The following is a 12,864-nucleotide window of genomic DNA, read 5'->3' as shown; positions in this document are numbered from 1 at the left end:
CGTGCCTAACAAACGTGCTGGTGCCATTGCCGCCTTCGCTCTCGTCGTCGCCTCGATGGTCGGAACCGGCGTCTTCACCTCCCTCGGTTACCAGCTCCCGACCCTTAGCTCCGGGCCTCAGATCATCTTCCTATGGCTGTTAGGCGGAATTATCGCCCTTTGTGGAGCCCTTTGCTACGCGACCATTGCCAAAGCTCTGCCTCGCTCCGGCGGCGAGCATCATTTCCTTGGCGAGATCTATCATCCGGCACTCGGCTTCATGGCCGGCATTCTTTCGACCATCGTCGGTTTCGCCGCTCCCACCGCCCTCAGCGCCATTGCGTTTGGAGAATACCTTCACAAGGCCTTGCCTGGCCTGCCCGTCACCGCCTCTGCCATCGTGGTAATCCTTCTCGGCACGGCGGCTCATGCGTTCAGCGCCACTACCAGCGCGCGTGTCCAGGTCTCTGCCACCGCTCTCAAGCTTCTGCTCATCGCCGCCTTCCTCATCGCCGCCGTGATGCTCCCCGGCAAAGGAGACATCCGCTGGGACTTCGAGGCTTCCACCGACATTGCCGCCGTCTTTCATCCCGCCTTCGCCATCTCCCTGTTCTTTGTTTTTTACGCCTACAGCGGATGGAATGCCGCCATCTACGGACTCGAAGAGTGGGACCAGCCCGAGCGCACCGTCCAGCGGGCACTGATCGGGGGCACGCTGGTCGTGACCATCCTCTACATCGCCCTCAATGCCGCCTTTCTCCACGCCGCCCCGGTCGGGGACATGCGCGGCGAAACCGCCGTCGGAGAAATCGCCGCTCGCTCGCTCTTCGGGGCTTCCGCTGCGGCTCCCATCGCCCTCCTGTTCGCGCTCGGTCTCTTCGCCTCGGTCAGTGCGCAGCTCTGGGCCGGACCGCGCGTCCTCGCCGCCATGGGCCGCTCCACCCCGGCGCTCTCGTTTCTCACGCCGAAGTCCGATGCTCCCCTGCTGGCGCTCGGTATTCAGAGCATTCTCGCTCTCGCGTTCGTCCTCCTCACCACCTTTCGCGACCTCGTCAACTACACCCAGACCGGCCTCACCCTGTGCACCATGCTGACCGTCGCGGGGCTCTTTTTCCTGCGCACCAAACTGCCTCCCGGAACCCTGTGGAAGCTCCTCCTCCCGGCGACGATTTTCCTCGCCATGACGGCCTTCGCCATCGTCCGATCAGTCGTTGCCGAGCCCAAAACCACGCTTCTTGGCCTCGCCACCGCCGGCATCTGCGCCCTCCTCTGGTTTCCACTTCATCGACTTAAAAAATGAAATACTCCCTCGTTCTTGCCACCTCGCTTTTCTTTGTCAGCTGTGGGTCCGACGCCCCCGTGCCTGTCAGCGAACAAGTCCCCCTCAATCCCGCCCGCGACTTCAAACCGGTGAGCGGCGAGCCGACCACCGACGACATTGCCCGCTTCCTGGCCGGACGTCCGGTGAAACACGGTGAGACCTTGTCCAAGTGGCAGCGCACCAGTGGCGACTACCACACCCACGCCATGAACTTCGACTACGAATGGCGTACTTTCGCAGGCAAGCGCACCGTCCGTCAGGCGAACTACTACAAGGACACCCTCAAGCCCTTGCTCGGCTCTCCGTCCACGATCTTCTATCCCTTTGGCGGCCCCGACATTCTCTATGCCTCCTCGATGTTCCCGAATGCCTCGACCTACGTTCTCATCGGCCTGGAATCCGTCGGCTCCATTCCGGACGTCGTTTCCGAAAACCCCACTCAACTTCTCGATCGTCTGAGCTTCGTCCTCGATGAACCTCTCAGGCATGGCTACTTCATCACCAAGGAAATGAAGGTCGCGCCACCTGTCACTCCGATTCTGCTCACCTCACTCGGCCTCATGGGGGCCCGCGTGGACAGCGCCCAATCAATCGACGCGGGAGGCTACCCCGGTGTCGAGATCCGGTTCAAAGCGGCAAACGGAGGGTCCAAGAAGGTCATCTACGTCTCCGGAAACCTTTCCAACTCCGGCCTCAATGGCTCATTCCAGTCCTGGCTCGGTTCCTTCAGCGGCTCCACCGCCTACTTCAAGGCCGCATCCTACCTGATGCACGATCCCGCCTTCTCAAACATCCGCAACTGGGTCCTCAGCAACTGCAATGCCGTCCTTCAGGACGATTCCGGCATCCCCTTCAAATACTATGACTCCAGTAATTGGAATACCACCCTGCTCGGAAACTACGAACGGCCGATTCCCTTCTTCGCCAAGTGGAAGCAGTCCGATCTCGCCGCCGCCTACGATTCCATCGGTGGCCAAGGCCCCGAGATCCCCTTCGGCTCTGGCTACCATCTGAAAATGCGCGAAGCGAACCTGCAGGTTTTCAAAAGAAAGTAACTCCCACCCATCACCGGAGCCGGGAGCTCCCACCCGCAAAAAGCGCATTCCTCGGGATGCGCTTTTTCGCATCCAACGGCCCGTAAAACCCGATGCCGCATGGACACGAATCGGGCATGTCACGGAAACCGCCGTGATTCGAATCGGCCTTCAAGTGCCCCGAATCCATGTCACCTTCAAGGATTACTCTGGAGCCGGATGTCGGATTTGAACCGACGACCTGATGATTACAAATCAACTGCTCTACCCCTGAGCTAATCCGGCGTTGCCAAAGTCTGGCCGCCACACCGACCGGTGCGACGCGGCGGAGTATCTTCGGATCCGTCTCCGGGGAAAGCCGAAAATGACCTCACTTCGATCTTTCTCAATCCCCGCTTTTCCCAGGGATTTCTAGGCGTCACGGCGCAGGATCTTGAGCGCTTTCAGCAGCGTGGCCGAGGCTCTTTGTGAAATTGCCGTCCAGCCCGCGGATGATTCCTCTTCTTCGTCATCCACGACAACCAGCGCCACCCGGGGCGGCTTACCCGAGACCATCGGCACGGTGAGGCCTTTGTCGCAGTAGGGACAATTGGCCTCCTTCCCGATGTGGCGGGCTTCCACTTCGATTGCTTGATCGCATTCCGGGCAGTTGAATTTCATGACCGTCGAAAGGTGGTTCCATGCTCAGGGGGCCAACTCCCCGAGCACTCGAAAGATACGTCCCAGGAAGCGCCGAACATTCAACCGCCCGCCGATTCGGGGAAAATGGCCTCCAAAGGAGTCTCCATTTTTTCGTCGATCCAGCGTTCCAGCGCCCGGCGCATCCTCTCCATGACCTGCGGGTGCTCTCCGGCCACGTCTCTGAGGCATTCGGGATCCGTGGGCAAATGGAACAGGGTGAAATGGCGGGTGCCTTCGATCGTTGGCGTGCAGACCAGCTTCCACTCGCGGGAGCGCAGGCAGCGCTGCTTTGCTTCCACGACCTTCTCCCGATATTCGTCCTTGAGCACGAACTGGAAATTAAAGTCGGAGTCGATCACCGTCAGTTCGTCCATGGGCGGCAGATGAGGACGCTCGATTCCCGGCACTTTCAGCTGAATGAAGGGAAACTGTGTTTCGCCGAAATAGGGCCGATCATGCGCGGCTTCCGGATCTTCGATCCACGGCACAAGACTCCGGCCTTCCCACTCTGGAGGCACGGTGACACCGGTAAGGTCCGCCAGCGTGGGGGCGATGTCGATCGTCCGGACCTGCTCGTCGAAACGCAGAGGACCCTGCCCCGGCAGATAGATTGCCAAGGGCACATGAAACGAGTGACCCGCTCCATTGAAGCTTAAGCCGTGCCCCAATGTCACTCCCGGTTCGTAGAGGTCATCGCCATGGTCCGCTGTCAGCACGACAATCGTATTTTCCTTCAGGCCGTGCTCATCGAGTGCCGCTAGAATCCGCCGGAAGCACTCGTCGAACTGGCGCGTGCAGCCGTCGTAGAGCGCCCGGATCTGCTGGGCCTCCGCCTCGGGAAGTGCCGACCATTTGTCTTCGACGTCGGTGCCACCAATGAACTGATCGATATCAAAATCCACTCCAGTCGCGTTCTTTCCCGAGTATGAGGGATCGGCGAACATCCGGCAGTACGGCTCCGCCGCGCGGAATGGCAAATGATTGCTCGAATAGAACACGTGCCAGAAGAACGGTCGCCCACTCGCGGCCTGGGCTGCCACCCGATCCTCGACCCTTTCCGTGACGACTTCCGGGGTGACAAATTGGGCGAACGATCGGATCTGGGGGAACAACTCGTAGCCAAGTTCATTGTCGAAGTAGAGCGGCACGACGAAGTGCGACAGGAACACCGCCTGGCTCATGTAGATCCGGAAGCTATCGAAACTCGAAACCTCGATGTCCTCGAAGCCCAGCGGCGCCAACTCGTAAAATCCAGCGCACCAATCGCCCACTGCAGCGGTGTCATAGCCCTTCTCCGCGAGCAGTCTGGCCAGTGGCGTGACGCGCGCATTCATCGCATCGACTTCTTCGCGACTTGCGAACATTTGACGAATCCCGTGGGTATGGGGATAGGTCGAAGACATCATTGAAATGTTCGATTCCAAGGTCGAGCCCATCGAAGTTCTGCAGTTGTCGAACACCACCGCGTCCCTCGCCCAGGCATCAATCGCCGGAGAAACACCATCCGCCGCCGGCCCGTCCTTGCGCTCAGGCGCGTAGCCCGCGTATCCCAGTCGGTCCCCTCTCAGGGAATCGGAACCTACCATCAGAACATTCATCGGCTTCTTCCCTGAGCCCGCATTCTGGATCAGCTCAGCCTGCGCCGGCCTCCAAAACGAAAGCGTGATTCCCGCGACCATGAGAGCCGCCATCGCAAGCCGGCCGGTCTTTCCGCACTGCCGCCACCACCAGACCACCACCGCAGCCAACACCGCCCATGGAAGAATCTCGAAGAGAACGGCATTGATCTCCGCCTGAATCGCCTCCGGCGGCCAATCGAGAATCCGGTAATACCAATCTCCGAATGCCGCATCGCTGGTGAAATATGGCCGCGAGTGCATCAGCCGGAACATGAAGTAGCCATGGATCAGGGCACAGCTGGCGCATGCCAGCGCCACCTCCCGCCAACCCGGCATTGAAGGCGATTTGCGGCGCAGCGATGAAACCAGGGGCATCACGATCAACCATGCCGCTACGGCAAGAATCGCATAGGCCACCAGAACGAGAAGATTCTGCCCGATCAGATAGGCCCGATGCTCATCGACGGCAAGCCGGCTGAACTTCGTCTCCATGCCGCCCGATTGGTTGGCCAATCGCCACAGCCCTGAGGCGTAGTGAAAGCTCAGAAAAAGCAGCACTCCAAGCGCTACCTTCCAGCCCATTTGCTGCTTCCTTCGATCCACTCCCTCACTCACGTGGGCGGACCATTGCAGGGCTCACCGCGGCAATCAAGACGCGTCACTGCTCGGTCAGAGGGCTCACCGTCGCCCATCGCCCGCTGATCACCTTTTCGATCAACACCCCGCGCGGCGAAGTGCTGCCTTCGGGAATCCTCAGACCCAAATGGAGTGCCACCGGACGCCCTCGATTCGTCCGGATCAGGTGAATCAGTTCCTTATCCAGTTCCGAGCCCTTGGGCGCGTATCCGAAAAGGTATTCTTCGGAACCCAGCGTCCAGAGTCGATAGACACTCCACTTTTCCTCGTCGCTGAACTCGTGGCTGTAAAACCCAGCCCAGTCCCATTGGGCATAGACGCGGAAATCAATGCTTTCGCCCTCCGGCCGCTTCTTTACAAAGTCATTCCACTCCATGGGTTGGTAGCAAACCTGCGTTTCCCAATCGACAAAGACCTGACCGTCTTCAGTCTGCTCCACGAGAATCGTTTCCGAATCCCCCCCTTCAATCATGCAGGAGACCAGCCAGAACAACCTACCCTCAAGATCAAGCGGCTGAAACACGCCCAACCCTTCAAACTTCCGGGGCTCCATCGCATGCCGAGAATACCAGTCCACCATCAGGGGCTTCACTCTCTCATGATCACGAACCAGGGGAGCCAGCTCAGCGAGTGATTCTGCCGCCAGATAATGACTCAACGTTTCTTCGATCGATTCGACCAAAGCCACGGCCTCTGCCTCCTCCTCTTCATTTTCTTCAATCCGTTCGTCGGCCGCTTCGCGCGCGACTTTCACGTCGCTTGACTCCGTTCGCAGAATCAGCATGGCCGACATCCCCGCCAGTCCGCCAATCAGAAGAATGATCACCACGAACCACCCATAAGGCACCGGTTTTTTCTCCTCAGCCGGCATCCACTCCGCCTCCTCCCCAGCCCCCTCTACCTCGCCGACACCCATGATTGAATCAATGTCCGGTTCGATACTCCGCCGATCGAATTCGTCGCCCCGCCCCTCTTTTTCCAAGCGCGCCGGGGACTCAAGGGCTGACGGTAAAGGTTCGCGCTCAATAGGTTCCGGTCCTTTACGCGTTTGACCAAGGCGCAGGACCTCCTCGGTGTCCTTTTCCTCATCAAGCACTCTGAGCTTCTTTTTATCAGGATTGTTCTCCACGCGCCGCCGACAAAAACCCCATTTGCCGTTCGACGCAATCCCGCCGTGCTCTTAGAAACCCACGCACCCACCAAATGTCAGCCCGCATCCTGATCGTCACCGCCGCATTTGGCGAAGGTCACAACAGCGCCGCACGCAATCTTGCGCTGGCTCTGGATAGCCTCGGCGCGACGACTCAAGTCGCCGACCCTTGCCTTCTCGGAGCACCCTATTCCACCAAAGCCCTTTGCAAAGGCTACCGCTGGGTCACCACCTACGCGCCGGAGATCTGGCACCGGATTTATCAATCCACCGGAAAAGTCGATTTCTCCCGGCAACGCGTGCCGCTCATGCGGAAGCCGGAGCGAAAGCTCGCCGAGCTGGTGGAAGAATTTCAGCCCGACGCCATCGTTTCCACCTACCCGATCTACGCCTACTTTCTCGATCGCATTCTCGCGGACCGGCCGGTGAAACCACCGGTCTTCACCGTCGTCACCGATTCCATTGAAATCAACTCCGCGTGGATCGATGCCCCGACGGCTGCCTGGATCGTTACCGACCCCCACACCCGCGACTCGATGCTGAAGCAGGGCCTTCCCGCTGAAAGAGTCATCGAAACCGGCTTCCCGGTGAACCCATCGTTCGCCGAACTCAGCCCCATCCCGGCCGACATCTCTCCCGAGCCGTTCAAGGTCCTCTACTTCGCCACCCCGAAGCTCCCCCATGTCCGCCGCATCTCAAAGGCTATCCTGAACGCCGACCCCCGCACCCACCTCACCATCGTTCTGGGAAAAAACGTCCGTCTTCTCTATCAGCGAGCCCGAGAAATCCATGACGCCTATCCGGGTCGCGTCCGGATCAAGGGCTGGACCCGCAAAGTCCCCGAGCTTCTCTCTTCCCATCACCTCGTCGTCGGAAAGGCTGGAGGAGCCACCGTCCACGAAGCCATCGCGGCACGTTGCCCGATGCTCGTCCATCACCTCGTCCCCGGTCAGGAGGAAGGCAACCTGCAGCTGTTGGAGAAAATCGGCGGCGGCACCCTTGCCCACGGCCAGGATGCCATTGCCCGAATCATCGGCGACATCCTCAGCGACAAGGCCGCCCGTTGGCGTCAGATGAAACGGGCCCTCATTCAGCATGGTCACAACTCCGGCGCACTAACAGCCGCCCGCTACATCCTCGAGAAAGCCAAGCAGCCGTCTCCGTCAGACACAGTTCCCTGAACCGCCCGGACACCCATGCCGTCAGCGCTGGTCTGATGAAGCAGAATCCCAAATCCCCAAAGCCCCATTCACCAATCTCAAACCATGACCTTCCTCTTCGACATTGGCAAAGTCCTTCTCGACTTCGACTTCGAGACCTCGCTTCGCAAGCTCATTCCTGGGGAAACCGCCGACGACGAAGTCCTCAACCGCCTCACTCGTCTGTTAGATCGGAAAGATGAATTTGAAGGCGGCCATGTAACTCCCGACGATTACATTCCATGGGCGCTTGGGGTCCTCGAGGTCGAGATGGATCATCATACCTTCATTCACGCCTGGCAGAACATTTTCACCCCCAATGAGCCCATGTGGCGGGTTGTGGAAACGCTTCGCAAAGACGGTCATCGCTTGATCCTATTTTCAAACACCAACGCCATCCACTGCCCGTGGATCTTCGAGACCTACGATATCTTCAGGCACTTCGAAGGCGGAGTCCTCTCTTTCGAAGTTGGAGCCATCAAGCCGGAGGATAAGATCTACCATCACGCCATCGACACGCACGGACTGATCCCAGCCGACACCCTCTATATCGATGACCTCCCCGCCAACATCGAAGCTGGAAAGCGACTCGGCTTCCGCACCCATCAGTATGAACTGAGCGACCACGAGGCCTTCGAAACCTGGCTCGCCTCCGAACTGGACCGCGGACTTTAGTCCGCTCTGAGCACCCGCGCGTATACCGCCGAAACCTTCCGGGTCATCGCCTCAAGCGTGACCTCATTTGCCACCAACTCAAACGAGGGCTCGCACAGCTTTTTCAATCCCGGCAGATCCGCCATCGCGAGCTTCAGGCCGCGCACCAACTCAGGGATCGAGTGCGTTTCCATCATCACCTCCGGCGGCAGGAATTCCGCCGCGAATCCGACCCGTGTCGATAGGCTCGGCACCCGCATGTGCAGGGCTTCCGCCAAAGTGTATGGACCGCCCTCGTTTCGCGACGCCACAATGAAAAGCTCCGCACAGCCCATCAGGCCCACCGCATCATCCCGATGACCCGCCATCCACACCCGGTCGCTCAGACGATGTTTCGCGATGATCGCCTCAAGCTCCTCGCGCTGGTAGCCCTCTCCCACCAGCCACAACTTGAACCCCGGCACTTCCGCCATCGCTTCTAACAACAAGTCCATCCCCTTCGCCGGGACCAATCGTCCCACCGTGCAGAATACCGGTTCATCGCCATCGAGAAACGGTGGTTTTGTCGCCAGTGCCGCCTCCTTCGTCCCCGCCGGGGGCGGTGCGATCGAATTCCAGATCACCGTCGCCGGAATTCCTCCCAGCGAATCCTTCACCTGCGCCGATGCCGTGATCACCGCATCATAATCCCGGAAGGGCTTACTGCTGCTCTTGATGTTCTGGACCGTCGCCACGCGCTTCACTCCCGGCAAAAAACCGCGCAGCGACCTCACCATTGCCCCCGCCTTGTTTGCATGAGCATGAACGATCTGCGGATTCGAACTTAGAATCCGTGATCTCAAGCCGATCAAATTAAAGGGATTCATCCGCCCGCCACTCATGGGATGGGCGAGGAATCGTACCAAAGGATTGAAATACTCCCTCATCGTTTCATCCGCCACCGCACTCACCTCGTGACCCAGCCCGGCCTGACAATTTGCCAGCTCGATCACATTTTTTTCCAGCCCACCTTTTTCCCCCACGCTGGCCAGCACATGACAAATCCGAAACACGCCCCAAGCCTCGATTCCCGCCTGTGACCTGCCAAGCCTCAAAAAGGATCATTTCCTACGCTCATCCGCGAGTCGCTTCCCGAGTTCCTTCAGGTACCAACTTTCCCATTCCTTCCTCCGTTCCTCTAGCACCCGCTTCTCCACCGCTTGCTTCACGTTTCCATCCTCAAGCGTGAGTTCCTTCCCGCCACGACGATCGTGAACGCTCACGAGGAACCAATGGCCCGGTCCTTCGATCAATTCGGTCACTCCTCCGATCTCGGCTTCGAAAACCGGTCCCTGCAGCAACTCCACCAAATCATCCCTCAGGTTCCAAACCCGTGCTCCGACGTGGACCCGTCCCTCAGCCACCAGTGCTTCGGTCATCTCTTCCACCGACCGGCCCTCGATCAGTCCCTGGCGGATCTCCTCCAGTCGCTTCCTGGCACCATCGCCCTTCGCCACCGAAATAGTCGTCATCTCACGCTCCAGGAAGAGCTGGCGCAATTCCTCCTGATGAAGCGCGAAGTAGTCCTGCACTTCTTCATCTCGAGCCACACAACTGCAAACGATCTCGCTGAGAACACTCAAGTGCTCCTTTTCCTCCTGCGAATTCCCATCGCCCAGAATGCGGATCAGCTCCTTTTCAGCCGCCACCTGAGCAGACAATTCATGCTGCTTCTGCGCAACATGCTTGGCCACCGACTCCTCGTTCCATCCGCTCGCATCCTGTGCTTTCCACAGGTTTTCTGCTTCGCCAAACCTGCCTAACAGCCTCAGGGAATCAGCGTTCAGGATGCTATCAGAACTGTGGGGTCCGCCAACTCGCTCCGCCTCGATGAAGTTCCTTTGACCCTCTTCCATTCGTCCATGCACCAATTGCATCCATGCGAGTTCAAACCGGGGTGCCCAAAGCCCGGGTGCAAGCTCGATCGCCTTCTCAAATGACTCTTCCGCCAGATCAAAATCCAAATTCCGCAGGAGCAGGGAGCCAAGCAAGGCATGCAGTTGCCCCTCATCGGGGCGCTTCGCCAGCGCCTCTTTCGCAATCTCCAGACCCTCGTCAAAGCGGTCTGCCTTCTTCAAGAGAGCACAGAGGTGTTCGACGTTGCCGATGGTCGGATCCTCATTCAAGCGATAGGCCTTGAGAAACTGATCCGCCGCCTCGGAGAACTTGCCGGAATCCCGGTAAGCCCGACCCAGTTCGGCATGGAGCATTTCCGAATCAGGCTTCGCCTTGACGGCTTTTTCGAACTCAAGCGCCGCTGCTTCGTAATCTCCTTCCAGCATCAAGCGCTGCCCGATTGCCGCAGGGGATTCCTCCTCATCTCCCATCATTTCGGACAGCATCACCAATTTTCCCCCAGCTAGTTCCCCAAATTCACGCTCTCTGTTTAGGCGAACACAGGCGCGGAAGTGCTCACGCGCTTGTGCCAGTTGTCGCGTCTTCACGAAATGGAGGCCGAGGAAATAGTGCACCCTTTCGCTCTCTGGATTTCTCTCCAGCGATTCCTGCAACAGTGCCTCTATCTCCTCCGGTTTTCCTTCCATGAGCGCCGACAATTGAGCGCGACCCAGCAACACATCCCAGCGCCCAGGATCGACCCTCTCCGCATGATCAAAACACTCGCCTGGCCGCTTCAATTCATCGTTTTCCAGATAGATCACCCCTAAGACCATCAAAATATAAGCACTGTCGGGATACAGAAAATTGGCGATTTCCGCAGGCTCAATTTTCTCTGTCTCGCTTGCCTCTTGAGACATCTGCAAGGCAACCGCCTGCACATCATCCACCAACGTGAATTCCCGATGCGGAACCCCGAACCACTCATAGGTCGGATCCACCAGATAGCATTCATCCCCCAGAAAAACCGCAGCACAGGCGTGATAGACCGGGCGACCGGAAAAGTCGCGTTCAAGAAGGACATAATAGGCATCGAGCCCGACCTCCCGAGCCAGCACGATGAACAGTTTGGCATGCTCCTGACACGAGATGCGCAACTCCGGATCATCCCACGCTTCGAAAAGCTCGCGGGAAGTCCGAATGCCGCCGCTCCCCGGTCGTTGAGGACGAAAGGCCAGCGTTTCAAAAATCTTCCGCGCCTTCGCTTCATCACCATCGACGCCCTCCACCACCTTGCTTGCCCATGCTTTCATCTCAGGCGTCACCTCCAGTGGATCGACGACCATGGCCAGTTGCGACTCATCCAGTTTCGAAGCGAGAGCTTTCCACAATTCCCCGGTCGTATAGTCCCGCGGTCGCACCGCCTTCACCGAATTCGCTTCCAGCCGCTGTTCCACTCCATCGGCCATCGCTTGAATCTCGTCGATCATCCGCTGCGCGATGCCCACCTTCCTGGCTCCCCGGATGGATCGACGAAAAGCCTTCAAGGCCGTCGGGTAGTCCCCGAGTTGCTTGGCCACATGGCCGATATTCGCCTCATCGTTTATCAACGGAGGTTCGCCTGCGGCAAAGGTAACCGCACTCTGCAGACTGCGCTCCGCCGCCACCCGGTTCCCCAATCGCAATTGGCAGGAAGCGATCGTACAGGCCACCATCGGATCGCGCGGCTCCAATTCCTGAGCCTTCCGGAGAACCTCCATCGCCTCCTCGAGTTCATTCTCAGAGGCTATCAGAAAGCCGCCATAGATGCTCAACACCTCACTGTTAGTCGGCTCCAGTTCGAGGCAGCGCATGAACTCCTGCTTCCTGTCTCCGGGTGCCAGCTTTGCGATGTTCTGCCGGATGAATTTGATCCGTGCCAGATCCGGCTCCAGCTCCATGGCTTTCGTCATCGCTTCGTCCGCTTCCTCTGGCTTGTCCAGATTGAAGAGCACCATCGCCTTCAGAATCCAAAGTCGGCCGCAATCCTCATCGAGTGCGAGCCCTTGGTTCACCAGTTCCTCGGCATTCTCGAGATTCGTTCCGGTGGCATCCGCTTCGAGGAAGCGCGCCATCAGCGGGATCACCTCAGGATTGCTGGTCCACCGGACGTAGATTCGCTCCTCCGCATCCTTGTCCGGCTCAATTTTCAATCGGGCAAAGACCTCACGCAGCAGACCATCCCTCAACGCCCACCAGTCCGCGCCCTTCACTTCAAACTTCCCGCCTTCCCCGCTCGCGGTGTTCAGCAGTTCCGCATTCGCCGCCCAGCCCCCACCATCGCGTCGCAGTTCCCCAAACAAAATCCTCGGAGCTTCGACCAGCCTCCCGATCTCGATCGCTTGCTCCCGATCAGCCGACTCCTCCGGCTTCAGACCGAGCTGACGTCGACCATAGCTTGTCGAGCGCCATTGAACCCGATGTGAGACTGCGAAACTCCTTCTTAGCTCCTCCTTCAGCGTGAAGCCCATGCGCTTCAAATCAGGATCTCCCTCTTCCGTCGTGAATGCCAACACCCCCAGCACCGGTTGCGATGTCTCCTCCGACCTCAGCGCCGCACCCGGCACCACGAGCAACAGCACGACCCAAAACCAGACGGCCCATCCTTTTTTCATTCTCTCCAGTCTGAGTCCTCCCTGAACCACGTCAATCTTCCCTGCGAGGGGATACCGACACT

9 protein-coding genes and 1 tRNA gene are annotated in these 12,864 nt (G+C 58.8%); 4 read left to right on the top strand and 6 right to left on the bottom strand.

The annotated features are described in order from the left end of the window. The first annotated feature begins 1 nt into the window (after position 1). Positions 2-1,279: an APC family permease gene (locus ACFQY0_RS04920; protein WP_379709798.1), complete on the top strand. Its 1,278-nt coding sequence runs from the start codon at positions 2-4 to the stop codon at positions 1,277-1,279. Next, complete coding sequence (locus ACFQY0_RS04915; protein WP_379709796.1) at positions 1,276-2,355, top strand: hypothetical protein; 1,080 nt, start codon at positions 1,276-1,278, stop codon at positions 2,353-2,355. Before ACFQY0_RS04920 ends, ACFQY0_RS04915 begins: the two co-directional genes overlap by 4 nt. 189 nt (positions 2,356-2,544) lie before the next feature. Here ACFQY0_RS04915 and ACFQY0_RS04910 read toward each other — a convergent pair. From ACFQY0_RS04910 to ACFQY0_RS04895, 4 genes are all read right to left on the bottom strand, one after another. Continuing rightward, positions 2,545-2,619: transfer RNA gene (locus tag ACFQY0_RS04910), tRNA-Thr, on the bottom strand. A 126-nt stretch (positions 2,620-2,745) separates the two neighbouring features. After that, on the bottom strand, positions 2,746-2,994 hold the full coding sequence (locus tag ACFQY0_RS04905) for a hypothetical protein (protein ID WP_379709793.1): 249 nt from the start codon (positions 2,992-2,994) through the stop codon (positions 2,746-2,748). 80 nt (positions 2,995-3,074) lie between these two features. Further along, entirely contained in the window at positions 3,075-5,249 is a 2,175-nt protein-coding gene (locus tag ACFQY0_RS04900) for a sulfatase family protein (RefSeq protein WP_379709790.1), read from the bottom strand. Positions 5,250-5,292: 43 nt separating this feature from the next. Continuing rightward, positions 5,293-6,186, bottom strand: coding sequence for a hypothetical protein (locus tag ACFQY0_RS04895; protein WP_379709788.1), 894 nt, complete (start codon positions 6,184-6,186; stop codon positions 5,293-5,295). Between the two features lie 287 nt (positions 6,187-6,473). Between ACFQY0_RS04895 and ACFQY0_RS04890 the strand changes: the two genes are divergently transcribed. Together ACFQY0_RS04890 and ACFQY0_RS04885 are read left to right on the top strand one after the other, a co-directional pair. After that, positions 6,474-7,601, top strand: coding sequence for an MGDG synthase family glycosyltransferase (locus ACFQY0_RS04890; protein WP_379709786.1), 1,128 nt, complete (start codon positions 6,474-6,476; stop codon positions 7,599-7,601). An 84-nt stretch (positions 7,602-7,685) separates the two neighbouring features. Further along, the gene (locus ACFQY0_RS04885) at positions 7,686-8,294 is read left to right on the top strand and encodes an HAD family hydrolase (protein WP_379709783.1); all 609 of its coding nucleotides are present in this window, start codon (positions 7,686-7,688) and stop codon (positions 8,292-8,294) included. On the opposite strand, the gene ACFQY0_RS04880 is transcribed toward ACFQY0_RS04885, so the two are convergent. Then, positions 8,291-9,325, bottom strand: coding sequence for a glycosyltransferase (locus ACFQY0_RS04880; protein WP_379709781.1), 1,035 nt, complete (start codon positions 9,323-9,325; stop codon positions 8,291-8,293). The two genes, ACFQY0_RS04885 and ACFQY0_RS04880, sit on opposite strands and share 4 nt — an antisense overlap. 48 nt (positions 9,326-9,373) lie before the next feature. Then, positions 9,374-12,802, bottom strand: coding sequence for a tetratricopeptide repeat protein (locus tag ACFQY0_RS04875; protein ID WP_379709779.1), 3,429 nt, complete (start codon positions 12,800-12,802; stop codon positions 9,374-9,376). Positions 12,803-12,864: the final 62 nt, after the last annotated feature.

The organism is Haloferula chungangensis (genome assembly GCF_042664875.1).
Lineage (GTDB): Bacteria > Verrucomicrobiota > Verrucomicrobiia > Verrucomicrobiales > Akkermansiaceae > Haloferula > Haloferula chungangensis.
This window is presented reverse-complemented; position numbering and strand designations above follow the sequence as displayed.

What these genes read in the sequence shown, in the direction of transcription:
- ACFQY0_RS04895 (WP_379709788.1), bottom strand. Translation starts at nt 6,186, where the DNA reads ATGGGTGTCGGCGAGGTAGAGGGGGCTGGGGAGGAGGCGGAGTGGATG.
- ACFQY0_RS04875 (WP_379709779.1), bottom strand. Translation starts at nt 12,802, where the DNA reads ATGAAAAAAGGATGGGCCGTCTGGTTTTGGGTCGTGCTGTTGCTCGTG.
- ACFQY0_RS04890 (WP_379709786.1), top strand. Translation starts at nt 6,474, where the DNA reads ATGTCAGCCCGCATCCTGATCGTCACCGCCGCATTTGGCGAAGGTCAC.
- ACFQY0_RS04905 (WP_379709793.1), bottom strand. Translation starts at nt 2,994, where the DNA reads ATGAAATTCAACTGCCCGGAATGCGATCAAGCAATCGAAGTGGAAGCC.
- ACFQY0_RS04885 (WP_379709783.1), top strand. Translation starts at nt 7,686, where the DNA reads ATGACCTTCCTCTTCGACATTGGCAAAGTCCTTCTCGACTTCGACTTC.
- ACFQY0_RS04915 (WP_379709796.1), top strand. Translation starts at nt 1,276, where the DNA reads ATGAAATACTCCCTCGTTCTTGCCACCTCGCTTTTCTTTGTCAGCTGT.